We start from the raw sequence: 24,858 nt of genomic DNA on the forward strand, positions 1-24,858 counted from the left end.
CCCGCCCTCGCCGGTCAGCCCAGGAGCTCCGTCCCGATCCACGCGATCGCCGCGACGAGGATCAGCGCGATGAGCAGGCCCACGAGGATCCGGGCCGGCCGGTCGCGGCCCGTCTGCTGCGGACCGCCGGCCGGGCCGCCCGCCACCTGCGCCCCCAGGTCGGCCTGCATCAGCACGTCGCGCGCGGCGTCGCGGCCGGACTGGGCCACGAGGATGTCGCGGGGGCCCGCGGCGAGGAAGTCGGGGACGTCGAAGCCGGCCGCGCGGCGCGTCGTCGACGGGATGCCCTCCTCGAGCAGCAGGCCCTGGATGAACTCCGCCTCGGCCTGATGGCGGGCCCCGGCGACGCGCACCAGGCTGCCCTCGGCGTACTGCGGCTTGACCTTGCGTGCGCGCTGCTGGGCCTCGGAGAGCACCGCCTCGCCGGCCTCGCCCTCGGGAACCAGGGGCAGTCCGCAATCGGGGCAGAAGCGCTCCGTGGACGCCTCGTGGCGCCCGCACTGCGGGCAGACGAGCCCGAGGTCAGAGCTCCCGGACGTTGCCGTCCTCGATGAGGTAGGTGCGCACGGTCGCCTCGCCCCCGCGGTCGAGGCCCACGATGATCCACTCCACGCCCGGCCAGTTGGCGGCGAAGTTGATGTCGGTCTGCGACGGGTAGGGCGGCGTGCGCGTGTGCGAGTGGTAGATGGCACCGAGCTCGGCACCCGCGTCCTCGAACTCGTCGAGGACGTGCAGGACCTCGAGGCCGTCGACCTCGAACTTCAGCGGGCTGGCCGCCTGGTTGACGGCTCGGCGCACGTCGGTGGCCTCGCCGTCGCGCACCGCCACGAGCCCGCAGCACTCGTTCGGTGCCTCCTCGCGGGCGTGGGCGATGATCTCCTTGAGGAGCGCCGGGGCGACCCTCACGACTTGCGCGTCGTGTCGAGGCCGGGGAACTCGTCCTCGTCCTCGTCGCGACGATGGTCCATGCCGCTGATCGCGTCCTTGAACTCGCGCATGCCCCGGCCGACGGAGCGACCGACGTCAGGCAGCTTCTTCGGGCCGAGCACGAGCAGCGCGATGACGAGCACGAGCACGATCTCCAGTGGGCCGACGGAGCCTGGCATGCGTGCCTACCTTCCTACCACCAGACGGTGGATTCGAGGTTCTCGATCTCGTCGACCGGCAGTGTGTAGACGCCGCTCGACAGGTACTTCCAACCGTCGTCGGCGACGAGGAAGACGACGTTGCCCTCGTCGAGCTCGCCGGCGATCCGCACGGCCACGCGGGCGATCGCGCCGCTCGAGACGCCGGCGAACACGCCCTCCTCGTCGAGGAGCTTGCGCGTCCACATGATCGCGTCGCGGTTGGTGACGAAGATCTTCCGGTCGAGGACGGAGAGGTCGATGATCGGCGGGATGAACCCGTCGTCGAGGGAGCGCAGGCCCTGGACCGGCTCGCCCTGCATCGGCTCGGCGGCGACGATCTTCACCGCGTCGCCGAGCTCCTCCTTCAGCCGTCGGCCGTTGCCCATCAGCGTGCCGCCGGTGCCGAGGCCGGCGACGAAGGCGGCGATGTCGCCGTCGAGCTCCTCGAGGATCTCGGGCGCCGTGCCGTGGTAGTGCGCGCCCGGGTTGGCCTGGTTGCCGTACTGGTAGGGCATGTAGTACGACGAGTCGCTCTCGGCCATCTCCAGCGCCATGGCGACCGCGCCGTTGGAGCCCTGGTCGCCGGGCGAGTACACGATCTCCGCGCCGTACATCTTCAGCAACTGCGTGCGCTCCGGCGTCACGTTGTCAGGCATGACGACCTTGAGGTCGTAGCCCTTGCGCGAGCAGATCATCGCCAGCGAGATGCCGGTGTTGCCGGACGTCGGCTCGAGGATCGTCTGCCCGGGCCGGATCGCGCCCTTCTCCTCGGCGTCCTCGATGAGGGCGCGGGCGACGCGGTCCTTGACCGAGCCGGTCGGGTTGAACGACTCCATCTTCGCCCAGATGCGCACGCCCGGCTTCGGGCTCAGGCGCTTGAGCTCGACGAGCGGCGTGTTGCCGATCGCCTGGACGATGTCGCCGTAGCGTCCCCCACAGGGGCGGTTGCGCAGCTCCGGGACGGCCATTGCTTCACGAAGTATAGTGAGGCGCGAGCCCCACCGCGACGCGGCTAGCGCCCCCCGGCCATGGCCGGCAGGATGACCAGCACATCGCCCTCGTCGACCGTGGTTTCGAGGCCGTCGAGGACCCGGACGTCCTCGTCGTTGAGGTAGACGTTGACGTAGCGGTTGAGCTCGCCGCCGTCGCCGAAGAGCTGGCCCTGGGTGGCCGGGTGCTCGTCGGCGAGCGAGCGCAGGACCTCGCCGACGTTCGAGCCGTCGGCGCCGACCTCCTTCGCGCCGCCCGTGGACGGGCGCAGGACGGGGGGAATGCGGACAGTTGCCATAGGGGACGGGACCCTAGCCAGTTACCCGGCCGCGGCGCAGAACGCCTCGTAGTCGGGGAAGACGCCCATCTCCTCGTCGGAGATGTCCTCCGGCGCGCGCGAGCACACGGGGCATTCGGGGTCGCGGCGGACCTTCAGCTCCGTGAACGTGGCGCCGAGCGCCTCGTAGAGCAGCAGCCGGCCGACGAGCGGCTCGCCGATGCCGACGATCAGCTTGATGACCTCGGTCGCCTGCAGCAGGCCCATCGTGCCGGGGAGCACGCCGAGCACGCCGTTGGCGCCGCAGCTCGGGGCGAGCTCGGCGGGCGGCGGCACGGGGTACAGGCAGCGGTAGCACGGGCCGTCGTAGGGCTTGAAGATCGACAGCTGGCCGTCGAAGCCGAGGATGGACGCGGACACGACCGGGATCTGCAGGCGCACGGAGGCGTCGTTGAGCAGGTAGCGGGTCGGGAAGTTGTCGAGGCCGTCGACGATGACGTCGTAGCCCGTGATGACGTCCATGATGTTCGTGGCGTCCATCCGGAAGTCGTACTTGACGACGTTCACGTCCGGGTTGATCGCCTTCATGGACTCCTCGGCGGAGTCGACCTTCTTGACGCCGACGCGGTCGGTCGTGTGGATGACCTGGCGCTGGAGGTTGGAGAGGTCGACGACGTCGTTGTCGATGATGCCGATCGTGCCGACGCCGGCCGCCGCGAGGTAGAGGGCGGTCGGCGAGCCGAGCCCGCCGGCGCCGAGCAGCAGCACCTTGGCGTCGAGCAGCTTCTCCTGGCCGGCCTGGCCGATCTCGGGAAGCAGGAAGTGGCGCGAGTAGCGCTCGCGCTGCTCGGCGGTGAGGCGACGGGGCGTGTCGACCTCGTAGCCGCGGTCCTTCCACAGCGTGATGCCGCCGGTCATCGACTCGACGTTGGCGTAGCCGAGGTCGGACAGCGTCTTGGCGGCAAGCGCCGAGCGGGTGCCCGAGGCGCAGTAGACGACGACCCGCTGGCTGCGGTCCGGGATCGCGCCGTCGATGCGCGACTCCAGGTAGCCGCGCGCGACGTGCGTGGCGCCGGGCAGGTGGCCCGCGTCCCACTCCTCGCTCTCGCGCACGTCGAGGAGCGCGATGCCCTCATCGAGAAGCTCGTGGACCTCCGAGGGATCGACCTCGGAGATCTGCTCCTTGATCTGGCGGATGTAGTCGGCGCCGCTGGGGGTCATGGTCGTAAATCCTGTCAGGGTTTGGGTGCTTCAGAAAGTATAGCGACTACGTCGGGTGTCCGAGGACCTGTCTCTGGAGGCGCCGCATGCCTCCCAGCCAGCGATCGTAGTCGCTGCCCTTGAAGCGGAAGTAGTCGAGGACCTCGGGGTGCGGGAGGACCAGGAAGCGCTCCTCGGCGAGGGCCTCGACGACGGTCTGCGCGACGTCGTCGGGCTGCAGGATGGCGCCCGCCGCGCGGACGACCTCGCTCGCGCCGCCCGCGTCCTCGAACAGGGGCGTCTGCACGCCCATCGGGCACAGCGCGCTCGCGCGCACGCCCCGCTCGCCGTAGGTGACGGAGAGCCACTCGGCGAAGGCGACCGCGGCGTGCTTCGTGACCGCGTAGGGCGCCGAGCCGATCTGGGTCAGCAGGCCCGCGGCCGACGCGGTGGCGAGGAAGTAGCCGTCGCCGCGCTCGAGCCAGCCGGGCAGCAGCGCCCGGGCGGCGGTGACGTGCGCGTTGACGTTCACGTCCATCGCCAGCGCCCAGTCCGCGGGGTCGCCGAGCTCCTCGCCGACCGCGACGCCGGCGTTGGCGCAGAAGAGGTCGACGGGCGCGCCGAACGCGTCCTGCGCGGCCTGCACGAGGGCATGGGCGTGCTCGGGGTCGGCGACGTCGCAGCGCACGGCGACCGCCCGGTCGCCGATCGCCTGCGCGGTGCCCTCGGCGCCGTCGCCGTCGAGGTCGGCGACCACGATGCCGCGGGCGCCCTCCCGCGCGAAGCGCCGGGCGAGCGCGCGGCCGATGCCCGAGGCCGCTCCGGTGACCACCGCGACCCGTCCCTCGAGGTTCATGCTGAGAGCGTACGCGGCGCCCCGCCCCCGGGTGGCGCTCCTCGCCGCCCCTCGAGCCGCAGCGAACCGGCGAGCGAGGCGAAGACGCACATTCGCCATCATGAGCAGTCGCATGACCCGCCTGCGCCTCGTCCTGGCCACCGTCGTCGCGTGCGCCCTCGCCGCGGCGATCGCGCTGATCCTCGCCGCCGCGAGCCACGACGACGAGCCCTCGGCCGCCGTGACCCCGGTCAACGGCTTCGACGGCGCCCTGCGCCCGCCCGACATCCCGCCGCAGGACTTCGCGCTGCGCGACCAGGACGGCAAGGTCGCGCGGCTGGCCGACGACCGCGGCAAGGTCGTCGTCCTGACGTTCATGTACTCGACCTGCCAGGACACCTGCCCGATCACCGCCCAGCAGATCCGCGGCGCGCTGGACCAGCTCGGCCACGACGTCCCCACGCTCGCGGTCAGCGTCGATCCCGCCAACGACACCCCGGCGCACGCGAAGCGGTTCCTCCTGGCCCAGAAGCTGACCGGCCGCATGCGCTTCCTGCTCGGCGACCGCGCGCGGCTGCAGCCCGTCTGGAAGGCCTACGGCATCCAGCCCCAGGGCCAGGGCTTCGAGCACTCGGCCTACGTGCTGCTCATCGACAAGCGCGGGCGCCAGCGCATCGGGTTCCCCGTCGACCAGCTCACCCCGGAGGGGCTGGTCCACGACATCCGCAGGCTCGAGGCCGAGAAGCGGTAGGCCACCGAGGGCCTACCGCAACGCCAGCACGTCGAGCGCCGCGTCCGCTCGGTCCTCGGCCGCGCGGTAGACCGCGAACCCGTCGCCCCCGGGCGCCGCGCGCCACGCGGCCAGCGCGCGCGTCGAGTCCTCGTGCGCGCCGCGCCACGCGGCCAGCAGCGCGTCGGCCGGCTGCGCCGGCGAGCGCACGACGATCTCCTCGGTGTCGCGCACGTCCTGGAGGAGCTCGTAGAGCTGCCGGGCGGTCATGGCCATGACAGCGCCCACATTCCCCGCCACACGCGTCCTATTCATCCTCCTGTCCGTCGCCCTGCCGCCGAGCGCGCCACGTCTGCAGGGCGAGCCAGACGACCACGACGACGACCGGCGCGAGGTAGAGGATCGAGGTCCACCAGTGGCCGAAATGCGCGAACGGGACGGTCATCACTGCGCCGCCGCCGACAGGAGCCACAGGCCGAGGCTGGTGAAGCCGACCATGACCGCGAGCATCCAGTACTGCGAGCGCGTCGCCGCCCGCGGGCTGCGGTACAGCGCCAGCGCGCGGTCATGCGCGAGTACGAGCCCGGCGACGTGGCCGATCACGAGCGCCCCCACCTGGACGTACCAGATGCCGGTCGCGCTGATCCAGCCGTAGTCGATCGTCGACGACGCGGTGCCGAAGACGTCCGAGCCGTCGCCCAGCGGGTCGGAGATGAGGAACGCCGTCGCCTGCCCCTGGTACGCCAGCAGCGAGAAGTAGTGCGCGACGACGTACGCGAGCGCGATCGGCACGAGCGTGTGCGCGAAGCTGCGCGACAGCTCCCCGACGCTGTGCTGCTCTCCCACCGACCGCATCCCGAGCACGCCGAGCCGGTACAGCGCGGCCACGGCCAGGATCCCGCCGGCGATGCCGATCGTCCCCACGATCTCCAGCGAGACCCGGGCGTTGAGGCCGAGGTCGATGAACCACTGCTGCATGTCCGGCGCGACGTTGTTCCACGCCGTGCCCTGGGAGAACCCGTCGAACGCGGTCGTGCCGATCATCGCGCAGACGAGCGCCACCGTTCCCGGCCGCGGGTCGAGCGACGGCAGGCCGTTCAGCGGCCGGCGCACGGCGAGCTTGCCGTCGCGCCAGTGCAGCGGCGCGACGCGCGCGAGGAGGCCGAACAGGACGCCGAAGGGGTCGGCGTTGCGCAGCCACTCCGCGATGCCGAACACGCTCATGCCGATGAGCTGCACGGCGGCGTAGGCGAGCATCATGATCGACAGCGTGCTCGGGTCGTCGCGGTTGACGTAGACCAGCTCGACCCAGGCGAACGCGACGATGCCGGCCATCGCGGGCCAGCGGCCGAGCCACTGCGGATACGCGATCGGCTCGGGCGAGGGACCGCTCGAGAGGCGCATCCCGATCCACGCCACCGCCCGGGCGATCGCGCGCCACGGGTTGAACAGGCGGAACACGTCGCCGGCCCAGAACGAGACGAACGGGATCCCGACCCAGAACAGGACGTAGACGAACGTGGGCGCCAGGTTCTCCAGCGCGGTCTGGCTGCCCGCGAGGCCCGCGTAGACGACGATCGCGAAGACCGCGATGCCGATCGCCCCGCACACGACCTCGACGGCGACGGGGACGCGCGCGACGACCCGCTCGCGCAGCTCCTGGAGCTTCGGCGCCGGCCAGAGCGCGGCGAGCCCGACGAACGACACGACGAGCACCACCGCCGCGCCCCAGGCGAAGAGCCAGCGGGGGATCGGCAGATCCTGCTTGCCGACGAGCCCGTGGGCGGATGCGACCGCCGGCAGCGCGAGCGCGGTCAGCAACCCGGCTGCGCCCGCCGCGAGCATGCGTCTCATGGCTGGACCTCGACCTCGGCGATCTCCACCCCGCTGTCCTCCACCTCCACGACGAACCGTCCGTCGAACTTGGCCGGCAGCCTGAAGCGGACGGTGCCGCCGCCCTGCGGGACGTCGCGGTGCACGTCATAGCCGTGGAAGTGGATCTCGCCCGGCGTGTCCGAACGCACGCGGAAGTCGATCGTGCCGCCCTTGTTGAACTCGAGCTTCTCGACGCCGCCGACGGGCTTGCCGCCCTTCACGACGACGACGGGCACCTTGGGCTTCTTCGGCTTCTCCTGGACGGTCTTCGTGGTGGTGGTCTGGCCGCCGGGCGTGGTCTCGGTGACGACGGTGCGCACGATCGTCGCCGTCGCGGTGTCGCCGTTGTTGGCGTCCCCGCCGGAGCGCAGGACGAAGAAGCCGACGACGAGGACGGCCCCCGCCAGCGCGAGCATGGCGAAACGCTGGTTGGTGGACATGGGTTGATGGTTCCCTTCGGTTGACGGTTCGGGTCAGCCGAGGGTGGGCGGCGAGCGGCCGGCCAGGTGGCGGGCCATCCCGCTCGGCGCCGGGACGCGCAGGGGCGCACCCGACGCGATGGTCGCCGGCGCCGAGATGCGCGGGCGCGGCAGGGCGCCGGCCGCGACGGCGGCCTCGAGCAGCCGCTCGGTGCGGCGCAGCAGCGCGCAGACGACGAGGCCGCCGACGATGCACAGCGGCACGACCACGAGAAGGCCGGCGTCGAACGGACCGCCGCCGGCGAGAACGCGTTCCAAGCCCTCCTGGCCGCCGTGGATGGCGAGCAGCGCGGCGCTGCAGGCACCCCACGACGGGCCTCGCCGGGCCAACGCCGGGCGCCCGACGGTCGTCAGCGAGCGGCCCAGGGCGAACGCGAGCGCCAGAGCGAGGAGCACCGGCACCGCGGACAGGTAGCCGTGGCCGGCGTTCGCGTGAACGTCGGGAACGATCAGGTAGCGCGCCTCGTGGACGCCGAAGGCGACGAGGGCCAGCAGCGCTGCGGCCCGGAGGGTCATGGCGCCGGATGATACGAACGGGGCGGACCTTGCGGCCCGCCCCGTGTCACAGCGTCAGGTGCGGCGACGCGGATGGCTCAGCAGTTCGCCGAGGCCTGCGTCGAGGTCTGCGCGCCGCTCTCGGGCGTCAGCGTGAGCGTGATGCCTCGCTTGTTGCCGTTGCAGCCGATCGACTCCATGTAGGCGACCTTCTTCTTGCCCCGGCCGGTCGTCTTCCGGTTGATCGTGGCGTTGAGCGAGATGATGCTGTTGTCGACGCCGGTGACCGGGTGGCGCAGGTTCGACGGGATCGAGAACTGCAGCGCCTCGCCGCTGCCGGCGCGGACCCACCGCGCGTCGAGCGCCTGCGAGATCGGGATCACGCACTGCGGCGGGTTGCCCGCCAGGAAGATCGCCGCGCGCTTGTTGCCCGCGTTGTAGATCTTGACGTTCAGATCGCAGGTGATCGACGTGTCGTTGATGTCGGCGGCGTTGCCGGCGAGGTTGTGGACCGTGCCGGTGCCGACGAGGGCGGCGCGCGAGCAGCCGCGGTCGCTCTGCGCAGCGTTGATCTTCGCCGCCGTGCAGGTCTTGAAGCGCTTGCCGTTCGTGCGGACGCCGGCGAAGGCGACCTTGAAGCCCTCGGTGCTGAACGCGCGGCCGCCGCCGTTCCACTGCACGCCGAACTTGACCGAGATCGCCAGCGGCTTCTTCAACGAGCCCGGCTTGGCCGGGGACGTCGAGGCCGTGACGCCATAGCTACCCGACTGGGCGACGGCGACCGCCGCCGTGCCGAGGACCGCCACCAGCGCGACGGAGAGGATTGCGAGCTTTCGCAAGGGAAGAAGACCTCCAGGAACGGGTGTGGCTGAATGGACAGGCGTGGGAGGCCTCCCTTCGGACAAGCGCCTCCCCTCGAACAGAACACACGGGGCGACCGAAAGGACCGCCCCGCGCCTTCAGGTGTCGAATGTAGCGATCGTCGCCGGGCCGGGTCAGCAGTTCGCGTCCGCGCTCGCCGTCGAGCTCTGGCCGGCCTCGGTGAGGAAGTCGACCGTGATGGGACGCTTGCCGCCCTGGCAGCGGACGGACTCGAAGTAGCCGCGGGTCCTGCCCTTGGACCTCTTCGTCAGCTTCTTGATGTTCGACTGCACGTTGGTCACGGCGTTGTCGATGCCGCTGACGGGGTGCAGCAGGTTCGCCGGCACCGAGAACTGCAGCGCCGACCCCTTGCCGCCGAACGCCGACACGTACCGCGCGTCGATCGCCTGCGAGATCGGGATCACGCACTGGGGCGGGTTGCCGAACAGGTAGATCGCCGCCTTGCCCTGGCCGCCGTTGTAGACGCGCAGGCCGAGGTTGCACGGGATCGACGTGTCCGCCGGGTTGTTCGACGCGCCGGCCGCGTTCGTCACCGAGCCGCTGCCGACGAGCGAGCCCTGCGCACAGCCCTTGTCGCTCTGGGCGGCGTTGATCTGCGCCGCCGTGCACTTCGGGAACAGGCCGCCGTTGGACTGCATCCCGTAGAAGCCGATCGTGTAGCGCGAGACCGGGCTCGGCCGCTGGCCCGCCTCCTCGCCGACGGTGTAGTCGAAGTTGAGGCCGAGCGGCACGGGCTTCTGCTTCGAGCCGGCCTTGGCGGGCGACGTCGAGCCGGTCACGGTGTACGTGTTGACCTGTGCCGCGAAGACGACGGCGGCACACACGAGCATGACGGCAGCGACCGCTGCACCCACTGCAACCTTGCGCATCTCTCCCTCCAAGAGACCGGGTGATTGGGAGCCGCCAGTGTTCCCTACCTTGACTCCGGAAACAAGTCCTAGGCGACGGATAGCCTGCATACCACCCGATGCGCCCTCCCGTCGCCGACATCGCCGCGCCCCCGTTCCCCGCCCGCCTGCCGTGGGTCAACGTCGCGACGCTGCGCATGGACAAGCAGCTCGGCCGCCCGGTCCTCGTCGAGTTCTGGGACTTCTGCCGGGTCAACTCGCTGCGCACCCTCCCCTACCTGCAGGCGTGGCACGCGCGCTACGCCGAGGCCGGGCTGCGGGTGGTCTCCGTGCACTGTCCGGGCTTCGACGCCTCGCGCGACCCGGAGGCGGTGCGCGCCGCCGTCGCGCGGCTCGGCATCGAGCATCCGGTGCTCATCGACACCGAGCTCGAGCTGTGGCGCCTGTACGGCAACGAGGGCTGGCCCGCCCGCTATCTCTTCGATCAGCGCGGCATGCTCTTCGACGTCCACATGGGCGAGGGTGCGTACGCCGAGACGGAGCTCGCGATCGGCGAGCTGCTCGGGCTCGACGTCGAGCCGGTCGGCCCGCTGCACCCCGAGGACGACCCGCAGGCGCTGGTCGTCGCGCCCACGGCGGACGTCGCGGGGCCGTACTCGGGCCCGTACGAGGCCGGTGCGGTGTGGGCGGTCCTCGACGGCCGCGGGACCGTCGCGGTCAACGGCCGACCGCTGGCCGTGGAGCACCCCGGGGCGTATCCGCTCATCGAGCACGAGCACCACACCGCCGGCGTCCTCGACCTCGAGGTCGGCGACGGCGTCTCCTGCGAGGCGGTCTGCTTCACCCCGGGGCCGGCGCCCGGGTAGGCGGGCGGGGACGCGCGATGCCCCGGGCGAGTGGAGCGGAGGCGATGCGGGTCATCGTCGCTCACCGCTCGGCCCACGTCCGCGCCGCGATCCGCTCCACGCTCGGGTGCGCGGGCATCGACGCCGCCGAGGCCTGCGGCGCCACGACGGCCGTCGTGGCCGCGATCCGGGCGGGACGCTTCGACGTCGCGCTCGTCGACGATCCAATGGTCGTCGACCGCGTCACCTCGGATCCCGAGCTCCTCGGTACCGCGGTCGTGCTCGTCGGCGGGGCGCGCCGGATCGAGGCGGCGCTCGACGCGCTCGGCCGCGGCGCCGTCGACGTGCTCGCCGAGCCGCCGGCGCCCGGCGACGTCGTCGCGCGCGTCACCGCGGCCGCCCGGGTGGCCGGCCTGCGCACGCAGCTGCTGGCCCGCGACGAGACCCTCGAGCAGCTGGCGTTCAACGACGAGCTGACCGGGATGTGGAACCGGCGCTTCCTCGTGGGCCGCCTGTCGGCGCTCAGCCGCGCGGCCGAGCGCCACGGGCACGCGCTGTCGATCGTGCTCATCGACATCGACCGCTTCAAGGCGGTCAACGACCGCCACGGCCATGCGGCCGGCGATGCGGTGCTCGTCGAGATGGCCGCGCGGCTGCGCCACTCGATCCGCGAGGAGGACGTGGCCGGCCGCTGGGGCGGCGAGGAGCTGCTCGTGATCCTGCCCGACGAGGGCGCGGAGGGCGCGCGCATCGCGGCCGAGCGGATGCGCGAGCGCGTCGCCGCGACCCCGGTCGCGGCCGGAGCCGAGACGATCGAGGTGACCGTGAGCGCCGGCTGCGCGACCCGGCGCCCCGGAGACGACGTCGACGCGCTCCTGCGGCGCGCCGACGAGGCCCTCTATGCGGCCAAGCAGGCGGGGCGCAACGCGGTCGTGGGCCCGGCCTGAACCGCGAATCGGTCAGCGGCTAGCTGATCGCCTCGATGGTGCACTGCTTGGCGATGCGGTTGACCCGCTTGGCGACGCGCTTGTTCGACGTGACCTGCGCGAGCTGGCTGACCGTGACCTGGCGCTTGACGCAGCGCATGGCCTTGACGCAGACGGTGCGCGGTGCGCCCTCGCCCGTGCAGGCCTTGACGAACGCCTTCTTGGCGGAAGGCGGCCAGGGGTGCGCATCGGCGACGGCGGGCACGATCGCGAGGGGGAGCGCCAGGGCGCCGGCGGTGACCGCAGCGGCGAGGCGAGACTTCTTCACGGAGACGTCCTTGAGTTGGGTGCCGGGCGCCGCTGCCATCGGCCGCGGCGCGCCGATCATCCCACACGCGGTCAAGGCCGGCCCTTGGTCATCCGTCCAGTGTGTTGGCCTTCTCCAGCCACATCTCCTCGATCTGCTCGCGTTCGGCGACCGCGGCGGCGAGCTGCGCCTGCAGCGCCCGGAGGCGCTCGTGGTCGGTGGCCGCGCCGGCCATCGCCTCCTGCAGATCGGCCTCGTGGGCGGTCGCGCGATCGAGGTCGCGCTCGAGCCGGGCGAGCTCCTTGCGCGCCGTCCGCAGCGCGCCGCCGCCCAACGTGGCGCGCTCGCGCTCCGGTGCGGGCGGCCTGGGTGCGGCGGCCGCCTCCCGGCGCAGCTCGAGGTACTGCTCGATGCCGCCCGGCAGGTGGCGCAGGGCGCCGTCGCCGGCGAGGGCGAAGACGTCGTCGCACACCCGCTCGACGAAGTAGCGGTCGTGGCTGACGACCACGAGCGTCCCGGGCCAGCCGTCGAGCAGGTCCTCGAGCGCGGTCAGCGTGTCGATGTCGAGGTCGTTCGTGGGCTCGTCGAGCATCAGGACGTTCGGCTCCCCCATGAGCAGGCGCATGAGCTGCAGGCGCCGGCGCTCGCCGCCCGACAGGTCGCGCACGAGGGTGCGGGCCCGTTCGCCGCGGAACCCGAAGCGGTCGCACAGCAGCCCGGCGGTGATCTCCTGGCCGTCGCTCAACCGGGCATGGCCGCGCACGGCCTCCAGCGACTCGAGCACGCGCAGGTGGCCGGGGATCGCACCCTCGGGGGCCCGCCTCCCGCCGGCAGACGCCGCAGGCCCAGATCCCCCGCCCGCCCCGCGGGCCGGCGTCGGCACCCCGAGGTCGGCCGTGTCCTGCGAGAGATGGGCGACGCGCACGGTCGCGCCGCGCTCGATGGATCCCGCGGACGGCTGCAGCTCGCCGGCCATCAGCCGCAGCAGCGTCGTCTTGCCCGCGCCGTTGATCCCGACCAGGCCGGCGCGGTCGCCCGGGCCCAGCCGCCACGTCAGCCGCCGCAGCAGCTCGTGCCCGTCGTAGGCGAGCGAGACGTGCTCGGCCTCGATGACCTTGTCGCCGAGCCGGGCGGAGGCGAAGCGCACGAGCTCGGCGCGGTCGCGCGGCTCGGGCTCGCCGGCGATCAGCTCGTTGGCGGCCTCGATGCGGAACTTCGGCTTCGACGTGCGCGCCGGCGGCCCGCGCCGCAGCCAGGCGAGCTCCTTGCGCAGCAGCTGGCGGCGGCGGGCGTCGCGCGCCTGGGCCTGGCGCTCGCGCTCCGCCCGCGCGAGCACGTAGGCCGCGTAGCCGCCCTCGTACTGGTGGACGGCGCCGTCGGCGACCTCCCACGTGGCCGTGCAGACGGCGTCGAGGAACCAGCGGTCGTGGGTCACGACGAGCAGCGACCCGCGGCGCGCCGCGAGGTGGCGGGCGAGCCAGTCGACGCCTTCGACGTCGAGGTGGTTCGTCGGCTCGTCGAGGAGCAGCAGCTCCGGGGCGCCGAGCAGCACGCGGCCGAGCGCGACGCGGCGCCGCTCTCCGCCCGAGAGGGTCGCGATCGGGGTCTCGAGGCCGCCCGGGAAGCGCTCGAGCGCGACCCCGCCGAGCAGGCCGTCGAGCACGGCGCGAAACGCGGCGTCGCCGGCCCACTCGTGGTCGGCCCGCTCGCCGACGAGCTCATCACGAACCGTGCGCGCATCGTCGAGGTCGTCGCCTTGGCCGAGCAGCGCCGCGTGCAGGTCGCCGGCCCGCACGATCGCGCCGGCGTCGGGCTCCTCGAGGCCGGCGATGAGCCGCAGGAGGGTCGACTTGCCGTCGCCGTTGCGGCCGACGACGCCGATCCGGTCGCCGGCCGCGACCCCGAGGGTGAGGCCCTCGAGGATCGTCCGCGCGGCGAAGCCCTTGGCGACGCCGTTGAGGTTGACGAGGTTGCGCGCCATCTCTAGCCGAGCAGCCGCTCGAGGCGCGGCGCGCCATCGGCCTCGACCCGCACCGCACCGCCCGGCCAGTACGGGTTGTGGGGCGCGGGCTGCTGCATGAAGTGCGTCTCGAGCACCCACGAGCCGCAGTTGACGAGCCGCCCCCACTCGAGCGGATCGTCGCCCGGCAGCGGTCCGGTGCGGTGGGAGTGGCCGAAGATCACGTGCGCCGTCCCGAGGCCGAGGCGGCCGCAGACCTCGTGCATCGCACGCAACGACGCGGCCCGGATCGCGTCGCCCGACAGGTCGGCGCGGACCGGGCCGAAACCCGCGCGGTTGACGCCCGCGATCGCCAGCGGGAGGGCGCCGGCGAGCAGCTTCCCCCGCACGCCGCGGCGCCCGCCGGTGAGCGTGCGGTATGCGCGAGCGGCGGAGTCGGCACCGCCGGCGGCGCGGCCGTCGGGCGACCACGCGGCGATCGCGTCGACCCAGGCGTACACGGGCGCGAGGCGCGCCTCGTAGTCGCCCGGCGTGGCACGGGGCGGGAGGTCGCCGACCAGCCGCGTCGTCATGCCGGCGCCCAGGCGCTCGAACGTCGGCACGGTCGAGTGCAGGTCGAGGTAGTGGCCGTGGGTCGCGTAGACGTCGTCGCGCAGCCACAGCCCGGGGTACGCGACGGAGGTGCGCGGCCCCAGCCACTCGGCGAGCCGGGCGGCGGCATGCGACGCCTCGACGGGGTCGATGCGCTGCTCGAGCCCGAGCTGTGCCGGCCCGTCCCGGGCGATCCGCTCCAGCCAGCCGGCGACGAGCGCGTGATCGTGGTTGCCGGCGGTGATCACCACCTCGTCGACGCGGCGGCCGAGCTCCTCGACGACCGGGCGCGCGCGCTCCAGCGCTTCGCGTACCGGCCCGTGGCGCAGCTCGAGCACGTCGCCGAGGAGGACGAGGCGCTCGACGCCGTCCAGCGCCTCGAGCAGGGCGGCCCGCCGCTCGCGGTCCTGCAGGACGTCGACGCCGGAGCGCCCGCCCAGGTGCAGGTCGGAGACGACGAGCGTGGCCATGCGCGGCAGGGTACGGTCCCCGCCCGCGGGCTCATCCCACGCCGCGCGAGACCGGCGCCGCCCAGCCGTCCGGCAGCCCGGCGCCGAAGTGCTCGCCCTCGACGGGCGTCGACTCGTAGTCGCCGCGGCTGTCGAGGAAGATGTGGGCGACGGTGCGCAGGCCCGTCGGGGCGTCGATCGTCCCCGCGGCGATCGACAGCGTCGCGCCCGCGGCGACCCGCCAGAACAGGCTGGCGCCGCACGTCCGGCAGAAGCCCCGCTCGCGGCCCTCCTGCGCGAACCAGCGCAGCCCGTCGTCCTCGAGCAGCTCGAGATCGGCGGCCGCGCAGTTCGCATAGCCGGCCGCGTCACCGTGGGTGCGCCGGCAGCGCCCGCAGTGGCAGACCACCACCTCGCGCAGCGGCCCGCGGACCGCGTAGCGCACGGCGCCGCACAGGCATCCGCCCGTGGCGCGGATGTCGTCGCTGGCGTCGGTGGCGGACATCGCCCGCCGGACGCTACCGGCGGCGGGCGATCCAGTTCAGGCGGACGTAGTCGAGCTCGGCGGGCTCGCCGAGCTCGGCCAGCACGGCATCCACGTAGGCGGGGCGCAGCTCGGCGTCGAGGCGATCGAGGTGCGCGCCGAGCACGACGGACTCGAGGAAGTCGCGGGGGTGCTCGGGAACGACGGGATCGGGGTTCAGCCAGCAGTCCTGCACGTCGAAGCCCGCCCGGTCGAGCCGCTGCGCCGTCGCCTCCGGCGTCTGGTAGTTCCACGGGCCGGGCCAGCCCCCGAGGGCGGGCGCGAACGGCTCGCGGCCGCCCACCTCGCGCAGGATCGCCTCGAGGCGGGCGACGTTGCCGGCGCCTCCGTACTGCGCCACGGCCGGCGCGCCGGGGACGAGCGCGTCGTGCAGGCGCGCGAACAGCGCGTCGTGGTCGGCGATCCAGTGGAAGGTGGCCGTCGAGATCGCGGCGCCGGCGGGCTCGGCGAGCTCGAGGGCGACGAGGTCCTGGCAGAGGACCGTGACGCGTTGCGGGTCGAGGTTCTCCCGGGCGCGCTGCGCCATCGCGGGCGACCCGTCGACCGCGACGGCGCGGACGCCGGGCCAGCGGTCGAGCAGCTGCTGGGTGATGCGGCCCGTCCCGCAGCCGGCGTCCAGGACGGTCTCGTCCCCGCGCAGCACGAGACGGTCGAGCACCTGGCGCCCCCACCCCTGGTGCGGCGTCGAGAGGTCGTGGTAGCTCGAGGCGTTCCAGTCGCGCGGAGACATTGATCGCAAGCATAACAGTCAACCGTATGACATGACGTACAGTGGATCACCGACGGGCGCAGGTGCGGCAAACCGCACCCCGGGACACGGGGAGGCCACCTGGCTCGGGCTTCCGGGTCGGGAGAAGATCGCCGCCATGCGGACCTTCACCGCCCACACCACCGTCAAGGGTCGTCACGAGGACGTCTTCGTGACGCTCATCGATCCGGACTGCATCCGCCGGTGGTCGCCGGTCGACTTCGAGGTGGAGCACCTCGACGGCGAGCGGCTCGAGGCCGGCGGGCAGGCCCGCGTCGTCGGACGCCTCGCCGGGCTGCGGGTCGGATTCGACGTCGACGTGGTCGAGGCCGATGGCGAGCGTCTGACGCTCGTGGCCGCGGGACCCATCGACCTCGACGTCGGCTACCGCGTCGCCCCGGCCGGTGACGGCAGCGAGATCACCGCATCGGTCTCGGTGCGCCGCGCATCCGGCTTCAGCGGCCGCGTGCTCGCCGGAGCGACGGACGCGCTCCTGGCGGGCGGCGCCCTGGAGGCCGCCCTGGGCCGCATCGCGCGCCACGCCGAGGACACGGAGTTCGCGCTCGCCTGCTGACGCTGCGGCCGCGCGCCGGTGTCCGTCTCGTGAACGGCACCGGCGCGTGGCGCCGGGTGTCTGTGGTTCGTCTCGTGGCCCGTCGGCTCGAAAGGGCGTCCAGCGGCGCCGCGAGGCAAGGACGCAGACCCGAAGGAATCCCTCTGGGATCTCGAGTGGTCGAGGACGCCGCCTGGCGGTGATCGGTGGGCGTCATCTCGGGTCGAGGGGGCGCGAGGGGGACCACTAGCTTGAGGTGGGATGACGACGACTCCGCTGCAGCGTTCCTGGATCGACCTCGACGGCGCGGTCAACGTGCGCGACCTCGGCGGCCTGCCCGTCGCCGACGGCGGCGCGACCGCGCGCGACGTCCTCGTGCGCGCCGACAACCTGCAGGACCTGAGCGCGCGCGACGTCGCCCTCCTGGTCGAGGACGTCGGCGTGCGCGTCGTCGTGGACCTGCGCACCGGCACCGAGGTCGAGCTCGAGGGGCCCGGCCCGCTCGCCGGCGACGACCGGGTCGAGGTGCGCCACCACTCGCTCTATCCCGAGGCGGGCCGCAACACCGACGTCGAGGTCGACGACCTCCTGCCCTGGCAGGCCGGCGGACCGACTCCCGACGCGGAGACCCCCGCGGTGCGCGCCTACCTCGGCTACCTGCGCGACCGCCCGGACTCGATCGTCGCCGCACTGCGCGCCGTCGCCGGGACCGATGGCGCGGTCGTCGTGCACTGCGCGGCCGGCAAGGACCGCACGGGCGTCGTCTGCGCGCTCGCGCTCGAGGCCGTGGGCGTCGAGCGCTCGGCCGTCATCGCCGACTTCGCCGCCACCGCCGAGCGCCTCGACGCCATCCTGCGCCGCCTGCGCAGCACGCCGACGTACGCGCTGGACCTCGACGGTCGCCCCGCCCACACCCACCTCCCCCGGGCCGAGACGATGGAGCGCGTGCTGGCGCTCATCGAGGAGCGCCACGGGGGCCCGGCGGCCTGGCTGGACGAGCACGGCTTCGGCGCCGCGGACCGCGCGGCGCTGCGCGAGCGGCTCGTCGGCTGACCCGCGCTCAGCGCACGGCGGGCGAGACGATGCGCAGGCTGCGCGCCTCCGCGGCCCGGCGCTCGGCCATCGCGGCGTCCGCGCTGGCCAGGAGCTGCTCGGGCGTCCGGCCGTCCTGCGGGTAGACCGCGATCCCGATCGACGCGTTGAGCGCCCCGATCTCCTTGCGGTGGTACGCGGCGACCGCGGCCTGGATGCGGCGCGCGAGCGCCTCGGCGCCCGGGCCGTCGGTCTGCGCCAGGATCGAGAAGCCGTCCTCGCTGGAGCGGGCGACGAAGTCCTGGCCGCGCACCTGCCCGGCGAGCGTCTCGTGCAGGTCGCCCAGGCCGGCGCCGTCGATGCCGTCGAGGTCGAGCGTCAGCAGCGCGAAGCGCTCGGGGTCCGCCGCAAGCGCCTCGGTGAGGCGCTGACGCAGCATCCGCGCGTCGGCGGTGAGGCGCCGCAGGCGATGCGCGCGTCCGCGGGCCGCGGCGGCCGCGGCACTCGCACCGGCGAGCAGCACGATGGCCGCCGTCACGGCCAGGGCGACGGAGGCCGCGTGCGGGCCGCGGTCGGGGCCGAGTTCGGCCGCCAGGAGCTGGCCGCCGGCCAGCACGGCGAGCTGGACGCCGAACGCCGGCGCGCGGCGGCCGATGAGGCCGACCAGGGGCGCGAGCATGAGCGCGAGGACCGGCCCGGCGACGACGTCGCCGCGGTCGAAGGCGAGGGTGGCCGCGGCCGCCTGCAGCGATGCCGCGGCGAGCAGGATCTGCAGCGCCCGGTCGCTCTGGAGGTCCCAGCGCCGCGCGGCCCAGGTGAGGCCGGTGATGATGCCGACGCCGGTCAGCAGCCAGGCGCTGCGGCCGGGCGCGGCGCCACCCAGGACGGCGATGAGCGCGACCAGCGCCCAGCCGGCGACGATGATGACGCAGGTCGTTCGGGCCAAGCGGGTCCGGCGCAGGTCCTCCGGCGCCTCCCGCACGACGGTTCCGGGGCTCACGATCTTCATGGGTGCTCTGTGTCGTCGGCCGGAAGGCGCTTGGGTTTAACCGCTTCGCTCCAGGCCTCACATCGACGCTTCAGGAGTGCGCGAGACCGCGTCGACGTTCGGCCACGTCACACCGGCCTCACATCGGGCGGGGAAGAAACGCGGGATCCGGGGCGTTGGTCGCGCGATGGCCTTCGACACGACCCGGTCCGGCCGCCGTCCCCGAGTGCTCTCGGTGATCGGTGCACGGCCCGAGATCATCCAGGCAGCGCCCGTGAGCGCCGCGCTCGCCGACGTCGCGGACGAGATCCTCGTCCACACCGGCCAGCACTACGACGCCTCCATGTCGTCCGAGCAGATCCACGCGACGCGGCTGCCCGAGCCCGACCACAACCTCGGCGTCGGGTCGCGTACGCGCGACGACCAGCTCCTGATCGGACGGTTGCGGCTCGTCGAGCTGATGCAGCGCGAGCGTCCCGACGTCGTGCTCGTGCGCGGCGACACGAACGCGACGCTCGCGGGCGCGCGTGCGGCCGCGGAGCTCGGCATCCCGCTCATCCACGTCGAGGCCGGCCTGCGGTCCTACCGCGACGACATGCCCGAGGAGGCCAATCGCATCGAGACCGACGTGCTCGCCGATCTGCTGTGCGTGCCGGTCGCGAGCGCGTGCGACACGCTGCGGCGAGAGGGCGTCGGGGGCCAGATCTACCTCACCGGAGATCCGCTGTGCGACCTGCTGCAGACCTGGCGCGAGCGCATCGTGCCGGAGCGCGGCGACTACGTGCTGGCGACGGTGCACCGCAACTACAACACCGACGATCCCGGCCGGCTCGCGCAGGTGCTCGAGTGCCTCGGCCGTGCGCCGTGCCGCGTCGTGCTGCCCGCGCATCCGCGGCTGACGTCCCGCCTGGACTTCTGGAACCTGGCCCTGCCCGACAACGTCGAGGCGATCGCGCCGGTGACCTATCCGCGGATGCTGGAGCTCGAGCGCGGCGCGCGGGCGATCGCCACCGACTCGGGCGGCGTCCAGCGCGAGGCCTACCTGTGGGGGGTGCCGTGCGTGACGCTGCGGGAGGAGACCGAGTGGACCGACACGGTCGAGCTGGGCTGGAACACGCTCGTGGGGGTCGACGCCGACCGGTTCGCCGAGGCCGTCCACCGGCCCTCCCCACTCGAGCGACCGCCCATCTTCGGCGACGGCCACGCCGCGCCGCGGATCGCGGCGCTCGTCGCGAAGCTCGGGGCCGCGTCCCGCGACGATCGGGAGCCCGACTCGGCCGCGGAGATGCCGCGATGACCCCCCTGCGAATCGGGCTCATCGGCGCCGGGCGCATGGGCACGTACCACCTCGAGACGTACGAGCGCATGGAGGAGGCGACCGTCGTCGCGCTCGTCGAGCCCGACGAGGCGCTCGCCCGGGCGCGCATCGGACGCCGGCCCATCGACTGGGTGCCGGACCACTGGGCGCTCGCGGAGCGCGGCGACATCGACGCCGTGTCGATCTGCACCCCGTCCCAGCACCACGCCACGGTGACGATGGATGCGCTGTCGGCGGGCCTGCACGTCCTGGTCGAGAAGCCGATCGCCACGTCTCTGGAGGACGCGCTGCGGATGGCCGCCGCCGCCCGGACCGCCGGGCGCAAGCTGATGGTCGGCCACGTCGAGCGCTTCAACCCCGCGGTCGCGAAGCTCGCCGAGCTCATCGACGAGGGCCGGATCGGCGACGTGTTCCGGGTGCACGCCACCCGGGTCGGGCCGCTGCCGGAACGGATCAGGGACGTGGGCGTCGCCATCGACCTGGCCACCCACGACCTCGACATCATGCAGGTCGTCCTCGGGCGCGACATCACCTCGGTCTATGCGGACGGCGCCAGCTTCCGCCACCCGTCCGAGGAGGACCTGCTGACCTGCCTGCTGCGCTTCGGCGACGACGGGCCGTTCGGCCTCCTCGACGTCAACTGGCTGACGCCGGAGAAGCGCCGCGAGCTGACCGTGATCGGCGAGCGCGGGATGCTCACCGCGTCCTACATCACGCAGGACGTCTGGCTCACGGAGTGCGCGGAGGCGCCGACGTCCTGGGACGAGCTGGCCCGGGTCCGCGGCGACGCGGAGGGGTCGGCGCTGCGGTTCGCCCTGCGCCGTGTCGAGCCCCTGCGGCGCGAGCTCGAGGCGTTCGTCGCTTGCGTGCGCGACGACACCCCCGAGCCGGTGTCGGCCTACGACGGCTGCCGGACGCTGATCGCCGCGCTCGCCGTCCGGGAGTCCGCCACGCACCGGCGCCCCGTCCAACTGCTCGACATGCCCGCCCCTGCCCGCGTCCGCGTCGCCGCCTGAACCATGATCCGATTCGTCATCCCCGCATACAACGAGGTCGAGAACATCCCGGCCCTCATGGCCGACCTCGGCCCCCGCGCCGCCGCGCTCGGCGCCCGCATCATCTTCGTCGACGACGGCTCGACCGACGGGACTGCCGAGGCGATCGAGGAGCACCGCGACGGCCTGCATCTGGCGATCGTGCGCCACCGGGTCAACCGCGGCCTCGGGACCGCGATCAACTCGGGCCTGCGCGCGGCGCTGGGCGAGGCCTCCGACGACGACGCGATCGTGACGATGGAGGCCGACAACACCTCCGACCTCGACGACCTGCCCCGCATGATGGAGCGCTTCGCCGCCGGCTCCGACATCGTGCTCGCGTCGGTCTACGCGCCGGGCGGCGAGATCATCGGCGTGGCGCGGTGGCGGCTGGCCGCGTCGCGAGCCGTCTCGAACACGTTCCGCTGGATCGGCGGGCTCGAGGAGATCCACACGCTCAGCTCCCTGTTCCGGGTGTACCGCGCCGGGACGCTGCGCCGCGCGGCGGAGACGTACGGCTACCTGCTCGTACGGGAGCCCGGCTTCGCGGCCAACGTCGAGCTCCTGCTCAAGCTCTACAACGCCGGCGCGAACGTCGCCGAGGTGCCGACGGTCAACGACTGGTCCAAGCGGCAGGGCGTCTCGAAGATGTCCCTGCGGCCGACCATGCTGGCCTACGGGCGCCTCGTCGCCGCCCAGCTCGTCGGCCGCATCCAGCCGCCGCCGATGTCGCCCCTCGACGAGCTGTCGCCCACCCCGGCCCTGGCCTCGCCGCAGCGCGCGCGGGCCCTCCAGGCCCGGCCCGAGCGGGCCGAGCTGCCCGCGGCGCGATGACGACCGGCGCGCGCCCACGCGCGGCCATCGTGGGCGGCGGGGTGCTCGGCACGGTGCTCACGCTGCGCCTCGCGCAGGCGGGGTGCGACGTCACGCTGCTCGAGCGGGCCGAGACGCTCGGCGGTCTGGCCGGGACCTTCGACTTCGACGGCCACCGCGTCGACCGCTTCTACCACGTGATCGTGCCGTCCGACGCACGCATGATCGGCCTCGCGGAGGAGCTGGGCCTGGGCGGCGAGCTGCGGTTCCGCCCGGTGGAGGCCGCGTTCTGGGCCGGCGGGCGCATGTACCCGCTCGACGGCGTCGGCGACCTCCTGCGCTTCGGCCTGCTCTCGCCGTCCGCGCGCCTGCGCCTGGCGTGGTTCGTCGCCCAGTGCCAGCTGCGGCGCCGGTACGAGTCGCTGGAGGACGTCCCGCTGGAGCGATGGCTGCGCCGCCACTGCGGAAGGCAGGTCGTCGAGCGCATCTGGCGCCCGCTGCTGGACTCGCGCTTCGACGGCCGTCACGACGAGCTTCCGGCGACATACCTGTGGGCGCGCACGAACCGGATGCGCAGCGCGCGATCGCAGGGAGGCTCCGAGACCATGGGCCACCTCGTCGGCGGCCACGAGCGCCTCATCGAGGCGGCCGGCGCCGCCGCCCGCGAGCTGGGCGCCGACATCCGCCTCGGCGCGGGCGTGGAGACGCTGGCGACCGACGGCGGCCGCGTGACCGGCGTGGTCGTCGACGGCGAGACCGAGCGCTTCGACCTCACGATCCCGACGCTGCAGGCCCCCGCGCTCGGCCGCCTGCTCCCGGAGGAGCTGCAGGACCTCATGGCCGCCTACCCGAGCCGCCACCTCGGGGTCGTCTGCCTCATCCTGAAGCTCCGGCGCTCGGTCATGCCGTGCTACGCCGTGAACATCTGCGAACCGACGCCGATCACCACGGTCGTCGAGACGTCGCACGTCCTCGGCACCGAGCACACCGGCGGACTGCGCCTGGCCTACCTGCCGAAGTACTGCGAGCGCAGCGCGCCGGAGTTCACGGAGGACGACCACTCGATCTACACCCGGTTCACCGGCATGCTCGAGCGCCTCGCACCCGGCTTCGACCACGCCGACGTCGCCGCCTGGACGGTGCAGCGCGCCCCGATCGTCGAGCCGGTGCACGCGCTCGGCCATCGACCGCGCATCGCTCCGGTGTGGGCGGGGATCGACGGGCTCGCGCTGGCCTCCGCCGGGCAGATCTATCCGCGGCTGCTCAACGGCGACTCCGTGATCGGCTTCGCCGAGGACGTCGCCGACCAGGCGGCCCGGCGCCTGCGGCCGCTTCCGGTCCGCGAGCCCGCGGTACGGTGACGCGCGCGCGAGAAACGCCGGGTCCCAGCCGTTGCTTGGGACGATGAGCTCCCAGACGCTGCGGGCCCCCGCCGATGCCGCTGTGCCGTCCCTCCCCGGAGCGGCGCCGCCGGCCAAGGTCGCGACCGCGCGCGCTGGGTTCGCCATGGCGATCGCCACGTTCGCCATGGCGGGGGCATCGGCGGTCCAGGCGGTGCTCTACCTGAGCCGCTTCGGCGTCGACGGGCGCACCGACGGGTTCTTCGTCGCCTTCGCCCTGTACACGACGTTCGGCGTCTTCGGGCAGAGCATCCGCCTGACCGCCGTGCCCCTGCTCGTCGGCCGGACGCCGCGTCTCACCGCGCGCGAGTTCGCGCTGGCCCTGGTCGTGGTCGCCGTCCCGGTCATCGTGCTCACCTGCGGCCTCGCCGGCCCGCTGGCGCGCATCCTCGCCCCCGGGCTGTCCGCGGGAGACCGCGCGGTGACCTCCTCCGCACTGCCCGTGCTCGGCTGCGCGATGGCGCTGCAGCTGTGGGCGTCGGGCGGCGCGACGCTGCTCGCCGTGCGGTCGCGCTTCTCGGCGATCGCCGCGGCGTACGTGGCCGGCGCCGGATCGGGCCTCGTCGCGTTCCTCGCCCTCATGGGCTTCGCCGGCGAGCTCACGCTCGGGTGGTCGATGCTGACGATGGCCGTGGTGACGTGCGGCTCGATGCTCGTCGCCGTGCAGCGCAGCGGCGGCCTGCCCGCCGGCGATCACGCCCTCCGCGCGGCGCGGGTGCTGCGGATGACCGGCCGCCTGCTCGGGCGCACCGTGATCTACCTCGCGGTCAACGCGCTGTTCATCGTGACCCTGGCCTTCGCGAGCCACTCGACCACCGGCGACACCACGGTGCTCTCCTACGCGTACCTGTTCTGCAGCTACCTCGTCGCCGGCACCGGCATGGCGCTCGGGATGTCGCGGATCGCCGACATGTCCCGCGCCAGCGGCGAGGAGCGCCGCGCCACCATCGTCGCGACCGTCCCCGCCGGGTTCCGCTACGCGCTGTTGATCGTCGCTCCCGCCCTCGCGCTGCTCATCGTCGGGGGCGCGCCGCTCGTGCACGCCGTCCTGCCGGGCAGCCTCGACGCCGACGGCGTTCGCTCGCTGCAGATCTTCACCCTCCTGCTCGTGCCGTGGACCGCCGCGGCGCTGCTCGTCAGCCTGCTCATGCCCGCCATGCTCGCGCTCGACCGGGCCGTCCTGCTCAACGCACTCGCCGCACCACTCGTGGTTCTGCACGTCGTGGCGACGCTCGTGGGCAACGCCCTCTTCGGCGTCGAGGGCAGCGTCGGCGCGATGTGGGTGGCGCCCACCTGCTTCGCGGCAATCATGGTCGTCTGCCTGGCCGGCTCCCAGAGCGGGCGCGTCCTGCGCGAGACCGCGGGCGGAAGCCTGCGCTTCCTCGGGCTCGCAGCGGCCGCGTACGGCGCCGCCGCCGCCATCACCGCCGCGGTGCCCTCCACCGCGGCTGCGGCGGCGGCGTCCGTGCTCGGCACCTTCCTCTACCTCGGGGGCGCGCTGCTCGTGGCCCGCAGCCAGCTGGGCCTGCTCGCCGGCGCGCTCCGCCCGCGACCCACCTGAGGGCACGTCCCCGGTCTCGGTCCCGCGGCCGGGGCCGGGGGCGCACGACGA

The 24,858-nt window shown here is 73.5% G+C and carries 30 protein-coding genes; 10 read left to right on the forward strand and 20 right to left on the reverse strand.

All coding sequences use genetic code 11. The annotated features are described in order from the left end of the window. Window positions 1–14: 14 nt before the first annotated feature. The 7 genes from DSM104329_RS20755 to DSM104329_RS20785 all read right to left on the reverse strand — a co-directional run bounded on the left by DSM104329_RS20755 (window position 15) and on the right by DSM104329_RS20785 (window position 4,450). Window positions 15–416, reverse strand: a complete 402-nt coding sequence (locus DSM104329_RS20755; RefSeq protein ID WP_259311758.1) for a DUF2007 domain-containing protein — start codon at window positions 414–416, stop codon at window positions 15–17. Window positions 417–522: 106 nt separating this feature from the next. After that, window positions 523–906, reverse strand: a complete 384-nt coding sequence (locus DSM104329_RS20760) for a M67 family metallopeptidase (RefSeq protein ID WP_259311759.1) — start codon at window positions 904–906, stop codon at window positions 523–525. Continuing rightward, window positions 903–1,106: a twin-arginine translocase TatA/TatE family subunit gene (gene tatA / locus DSM104329_RS20765; RefSeq protein WP_259311760.1), complete on the reverse strand. Its 204-nt coding sequence runs from the start codon at window positions 1,104–1,106 to the stop codon at window positions 903–905. Before tatA ends, DSM104329_RS20760 begins: the two co-directional genes overlap by 4 nt. A gap of 14 nt (window positions 1,107–1,120) precedes the next feature. After that, window positions 1,121–2,095, reverse strand: a complete 975-nt coding sequence (locus tag DSM104329_RS20770) for a PLP-dependent cysteine synthase family protein (RefSeq protein WP_259311761.1) — start codon at window positions 2,093–2,095, stop codon at window positions 1,121–1,123. A gap of 44 nt (window positions 2,096–2,139) precedes the next feature. Beyond that, window positions 2,140–2,415, reverse strand: coding sequence for a ubiquitin-like small modifier protein 1 (locus DSM104329_RS20775; RefSeq protein ID WP_259311762.1), 276 nt, complete (start codon window positions 2,413–2,415; stop codon window positions 2,140–2,142). Between the two features lie 21 nt (window positions 2,416–2,436). Beyond that, entirely contained in the window at window positions 2,437–3,615 is a 1,179-nt protein-coding gene (gene moeB, locus DSM104329_RS20780) for a molybdopterin-synthase adenylyltransferase MoeB (RefSeq protein WP_259311763.1), read from the reverse strand. A 46-nt stretch (window positions 3,616–3,661) separates the two neighbouring features. Then, window positions 3,662–4,450, reverse strand: a complete 789-nt coding sequence (locus DSM104329_RS20785; protein WP_259311764.1) for an SDR family oxidoreductase — start codon at window positions 4,448–4,450, stop codon at window positions 3,662–3,664. Window positions 4,451–4,550: 100 nt separating this feature from the next. Here DSM104329_RS20785 and DSM104329_RS20790 point away from each other — a divergent pair, with 100 nt between their 5' ends. Then, a complete protein-coding gene (locus DSM104329_RS20790) occupies window positions 4,551–5,180 on the forward strand; it encodes an SCO family protein (RefSeq protein WP_259311765.1) in 630 nt (209 codons plus the stop codon). Window positions 5,181–5,192: 12 nt separating this feature from the next. Here DSM104329_RS20790 and DSM104329_RS20795 read toward each other — a convergent pair whose 3' ends face one another. From DSM104329_RS20795 to DSM104329_RS20825, 7 genes are all read right to left on the reverse strand, one after another. Beyond that, window positions 5,193–5,435, reverse strand: a complete 243-nt coding sequence (locus tag DSM104329_RS20795) for a hypothetical protein (protein WP_259311766.1) — start codon at window positions 5,433–5,435, stop codon at window positions 5,193–5,195. A gap of 31 nt (window positions 5,436–5,466) precedes the next feature. After that, a complete protein-coding gene (locus DSM104329_RS20800) occupies window positions 5,467–5,604 on the reverse strand; it encodes a hypothetical protein (protein WP_259311767.1) in 138 nt (45 codons plus the stop codon). Further along, complete coding sequence (locus DSM104329_RS20805) at window positions 5,604–7,013, reverse strand: fenitrothion hydrolase (protein WP_259311768.1); 1,410 nt, start codon at window positions 7,011–7,013, stop codon at window positions 5,604–5,606. The genes DSM104329_RS20800 and DSM104329_RS20805 overlap by 1 nt, the downstream gene beginning before the upstream one ends. Then, window positions 7,010–7,474: a hypothetical protein gene (locus tag DSM104329_RS20810; RefSeq protein ID WP_259311769.1), complete on the reverse strand. Its 465-nt coding sequence runs from the start codon at window positions 7,472–7,474 to the stop codon at window positions 7,010–7,012. Before DSM104329_RS20810 ends, DSM104329_RS20805 begins: the two co-directional genes overlap by 4 nt. A 33-nt stretch (window positions 7,475–7,507) precedes the next feature. Then, window positions 7,508–8,029 carry a hypothetical protein gene (locus DSM104329_RS20815; protein WP_259311770.1) on the reverse strand — a complete coding sequence of 174 codons (522 nt, stop codon included), beginning with the start codon at window positions 8,027–8,029 and terminating at the stop codon, window positions 7,508–7,510. Window positions 8,030–8,106: 77 nt separating this feature from the next. Further along, window positions 8,107–8,847, reverse strand: a complete 741-nt coding sequence (locus DSM104329_RS20820; RefSeq protein ID WP_259311771.1) for a hypothetical protein — start codon at window positions 8,845–8,847, stop codon at window positions 8,107–8,109. Window positions 8,848–9,003: 156 nt separating this feature from the next. After that, window positions 9,004–9,759, reverse strand: a complete 756-nt coding sequence (locus DSM104329_RS20825; RefSeq protein ID WP_259311772.1) for a hypothetical protein — start codon at window positions 9,757–9,759, stop codon at window positions 9,004–9,006. Between the two features lie 98 nt (window positions 9,760–9,857). Here DSM104329_RS20825 and DSM104329_RS20830 point away from each other — a divergent pair, with 98 nt between their 5' ends. Together DSM104329_RS20830 and DSM104329_RS20835 are read left to right on the forward strand one after the other, a co-directional pair. After that, entirely contained in the window at window positions 9,858–10,604 is a 747-nt protein-coding gene (locus DSM104329_RS20830; protein ID WP_259311773.1) for a thioredoxin domain-containing protein, read from the forward strand. A gap of 44 nt (window positions 10,605–10,648) precedes the next feature. Then, entirely contained in the window at window positions 10,649–11,530 is an 882-nt protein-coding gene (locus DSM104329_RS20835) for a GGDEF domain-containing protein (protein ID WP_259311774.1), read from the forward strand. A 19-nt stretch (window positions 11,531–11,549) separates the two neighbouring features. On the opposite strand, the gene DSM104329_RS20840 is transcribed toward DSM104329_RS20835, so the two are convergent. The 5 genes from DSM104329_RS20840 to DSM104329_RS20860 are packed head-to-tail and all read right to left on the reverse strand — an operon-like array spanning window position 11,550 to window position 16,090. Continuing rightward, a complete protein-coding gene (locus DSM104329_RS20840; protein WP_259311775.1) occupies window positions 11,550–11,897 on the reverse strand; it encodes a hypothetical protein in 348 nt (115 codons plus the stop codon). Window positions 11,898–11,925: 28 nt separating this feature from the next. Then, window positions 11,926–13,797: an ABC-F family ATP-binding cassette domain-containing protein gene (locus tag DSM104329_RS20845; RefSeq protein WP_259311776.1), complete on the reverse strand. Its 1,872-nt coding sequence runs from the start codon at window positions 13,795–13,797 to the stop codon at window positions 11,926–11,928. Between the two features lie 2 nt (window positions 13,798–13,799). Next, complete coding sequence (locus tag DSM104329_RS20850; RefSeq protein WP_259311777.1) at window positions 13,800–14,837, reverse strand: metallophosphoesterase; 1,038 nt, start codon at window positions 14,835–14,837, stop codon at window positions 13,800–13,802. 31 nt (window positions 14,838–14,868) lie between these two features. Beyond that, a complete protein-coding gene (locus tag DSM104329_RS20855) occupies window positions 14,869–15,321 on the reverse strand; it encodes a GFA family protein (protein ID WP_259311778.1) in 453 nt (150 codons plus the stop codon). A 13-nt stretch (window positions 15,322–15,334) separates the two neighbouring features. Then, window positions 15,335–16,090, reverse strand: coding sequence for a methyltransferase domain-containing protein (locus DSM104329_RS20860; protein ID WP_259311779.1), 756 nt, complete (start codon window positions 16,088–16,090; stop codon window positions 15,335–15,337). A 136-nt stretch (window positions 16,091–16,226) separates the two neighbouring features. Between DSM104329_RS20860 and DSM104329_RS20865 the strand changes: the two genes are divergently transcribed. After that, window positions 16,227–16,682: an SRPBCC family protein gene (locus tag DSM104329_RS20865; protein ID WP_259311780.1), complete on the forward strand. Its 456-nt coding sequence runs from the start codon at window positions 16,227–16,229 to the stop codon at window positions 16,680–16,682. A 240-nt stretch (window positions 16,683–16,922) separates the two neighbouring features. Continuing rightward, on the forward strand, window positions 16,923–17,714 hold the full coding sequence (locus DSM104329_RS20870; protein WP_259311781.1) for a tyrosine-protein phosphatase: 792 nt from the start codon (window positions 16,923–16,925) through the stop codon (window positions 17,712–17,714). Window positions 17,715–17,721: 7 nt separating this feature from the next. Here the strand turns inward: DSM104329_RS20870 and DSM104329_RS20875 are convergent, their stop codons facing one another. Further along, a complete protein-coding gene (locus tag DSM104329_RS20875; protein WP_259311782.1) occupies window positions 17,722–18,702 on the reverse strand; it encodes a diguanylate cyclase domain-containing protein in 981 nt (326 codons plus the stop codon). 166 nt (window positions 18,703–18,868) lie between these two features. Here DSM104329_RS20875 and wecB point away from each other — a divergent pair, with 166 nt between their 5' ends. The 5 genes from wecB to DSM104329_RS20900 are packed head-to-tail and all read left to right on the forward strand — an operon-like array spanning window position 18,869 to window position 24,807. Continuing rightward, window positions 18,869–19,978 carry a non-hydrolyzing UDP-N-acetylglucosamine 2-epimerase gene (gene wecB, locus DSM104329_RS20880; RefSeq protein ID WP_259311783.1) on the forward strand — a complete coding sequence of 370 codons (1,110 nt, stop codon included), beginning with the start codon at window positions 18,869–18,871 and terminating at the stop codon, window positions 19,976–19,978. Next, entirely contained in the window at window positions 19,975–21,015 is a 1,041-nt protein-coding gene (locus tag DSM104329_RS20885) for a Gfo/Idh/MocA family protein (protein ID WP_259311784.1), read from the forward strand. The genes wecB and DSM104329_RS20885 overlap by 4 nt, the downstream gene beginning before the upstream one ends. Window positions 21,016–21,018: 3 nt before the next feature. Further along, window positions 21,019–21,867 (forward strand): glycosyltransferase, encoded by an 849-nt coding sequence (locus DSM104329_RS20890; RefSeq protein ID WP_259311785.1) that lies wholly within the window; start codon window positions 21,019–21,021, stop codon window positions 21,865–21,867. Continuing rightward, window positions 21,864–23,207: an FAD-dependent oxidoreductase gene (locus DSM104329_RS20895; RefSeq protein ID WP_259311786.1), complete on the forward strand. Its 1,344-nt coding sequence runs from the start codon at window positions 21,864–21,866 to the stop codon at window positions 23,205–23,207. Before DSM104329_RS20890 ends, DSM104329_RS20895 begins: the two co-directional genes overlap by 4 nt. A 43-nt stretch (window positions 23,208–23,250) precedes the next feature. Further along, the gene (locus DSM104329_RS20900; RefSeq protein WP_259311787.1) at window positions 23,251–24,807 is read left to right on the forward strand and encodes an MATE family efflux transporter; all 1,557 of its coding nucleotides are present in this window, start codon (window positions 23,251–23,253) and stop codon (window positions 24,805–24,807) included. The last annotated feature ends 51 nt before the right edge of the window (window positions 24,808–24,858 follow it).

The organism is Capillimicrobium parvum (assembly GCF_021172045.1).
Taxonomy (GTDB): Bacteria; Actinomycetota; Thermoleophilia; order Solirubrobacterales; family Solirubrobacteraceae; genus Capillimicrobium; species Capillimicrobium parvum.

Coding starts and splice junctions, on each gene's coding strand:
- tatA (WP_259311760.1), bottom strand. CDS start 1,106: ATGCCAGGCTCCGTCGGCCCACTGGAGATCGTGCTCGTGCTCGTCATC.
- DSM104329_RS20770 (WP_259311761.1), bottom strand. CDS start 2,095: ATGGCCGTCCCGGAGCTGCGCAACCGCCCCTGTGGGGGACGCTACGGC.
- DSM104329_RS20775 (WP_259311762.1), bottom strand. CDS start 2,415: ATGGCAACTGTCCGCATTCCCCCCGTCCTGCGCCCGTCCACGGGCGGC.
- moeB (WP_259311763.1), bottom strand. CDS start 3,615: ATGACCCCCAGCGGCGCCGACTACATCCGCCAGATCAAGGAGCAGATC.
- DSM104329_RS20785 (WP_259311764.1), bottom strand. CDS start 4,450: ATGAACCTCGAGGGACGGGTCGCGGTGGTCACCGGAGCGGCCTCGGGC.
- DSM104329_RS20790 (WP_259311765.1), top strand. CDS start 4,551: ATGAGCAGTCGCATGACCCGCCTGCGCCTCGTCCTGGCCACCGTCGTC.
- DSM104329_RS20795 (WP_259311766.1), bottom strand. CDS start 5,435: ATGGCCATGACCGCCCGGCAGCTCTACGAGCTCCTCCAGGACGTGCGC.
- DSM104329_RS20800 (WP_259311767.1), bottom strand. CDS start 5,604: ATGACCGTCCCGTTCGCGCATTTCGGCCACTGGTGGACCTCGATCCTC.
- DSM104329_RS20805 (WP_259311768.1), bottom strand. CDS start 7,013: ATGAGACGCATGCTCGCGGCGGGCGCAGCCGGGTTGCTGACCGCGCTC.
- DSM104329_RS20810 (WP_259311769.1), bottom strand. CDS start 7,474: ATGTCCACCAACCAGCGTTTCGCCATGCTCGCGCTGGCGGGGGCCGTC.
- DSM104329_RS20815 (WP_259311770.1), bottom strand. CDS start 8,029: ATGACCCTCCGGGCCGCAGCGCTGCTGGCCCTCGTCGCCTTCGGCGTC.
- DSM104329_RS20825 (WP_259311772.1), bottom strand. CDS start 9,759: ATGCGCAAGGTTGCAGTGGGTGCAGCGGTCGCTGCCGTCATGCTCGTG.
- DSM104329_RS20830 (WP_259311773.1), top strand. CDS start 9,858: ATGCGCCCTCCCGTCGCCGACATCGCCGCGCCCCCGTTCCCCGCCCGC.
- DSM104329_RS20835 (WP_259311774.1), top strand. CDS start 10,649: ATGCGGGTCATCGTCGCTCACCGCTCGGCCCACGTCCGCGCCGCGATC.
- DSM104329_RS20840 (WP_259311775.1), bottom strand. CDS start 11,897: ATGATCGGCGCGCCGCGGCCGATGGCAGCGGCGCCCGGCACCCAACTC.
- DSM104329_RS20845 (WP_259311776.1), bottom strand. CDS start 13,797: ATGGCGCGCAACCTCGTCAACCTCAACGGCGTCGCCAAGGGCTTCGCC.
- DSM104329_RS20850 (WP_259311777.1), bottom strand. CDS start 14,837: ATGGCCACGCTCGTCGTCTCCGACCTGCACCTGGGCGGGCGCTCCGGC.
- DSM104329_RS20855 (WP_259311778.1), bottom strand. CDS start 15,321: ATGTCCGCCACCGACGCCAGCGACGACATCCGCGCCACGGGCGGATGC.
- DSM104329_RS20860 (WP_259311779.1), bottom strand. CDS start 16,090: ATGTCTCCGCGCGACTGGAACGCCTCGAGCTACCACGACCTCTCGACG.
- DSM104329_RS20865 (WP_259311780.1), top strand. CDS start 16,227: ATGCGGACCTTCACCGCCCACACCACCGTCAAGGGTCGTCACGAGGAC.
- DSM104329_RS20870 (WP_259311781.1), top strand. CDS start 16,923: ATGACGACGACTCCGCTGCAGCGTTCCTGGATCGACCTCGACGGCGCG.
- DSM104329_RS20875 (WP_259311782.1), bottom strand. CDS start 18,702: ATGAAGATCGTGAGCCCCGGAACCGTCGTGCGGGAGGCGCCGGAGGAC.
- wecB (WP_259311783.1), top strand. CDS start 18,869: ATGGCCTTCGACACGACCCGGTCCGGCCGCCGTCCCCGAGTGCTCTCG.
- DSM104329_RS20885 (WP_259311784.1), top strand. CDS start 19,975: ATGACCCCCCTGCGAATCGGGCTCATCGGCGCCGGGCGCATGGGCACG.
- DSM104329_RS20890 (WP_259311785.1), top strand. CDS start 21,019: ATGATCCGATTCGTCATCCCCGCATACAACGAGGTCGAGAACATCCCG.
- DSM104329_RS20895 (WP_259311786.1), top strand. CDS start 21,864: ATGACGACCGGCGCGCGCCCACGCGCGGCCATCGTGGGCGGCGGGGTG.
- DSM104329_RS20900 (WP_259311787.1), top strand. CDS start 23,251: ATGAGCTCCCAGACGCTGCGGGCCCCCGCCGATGCCGCTGTGCCGTCC.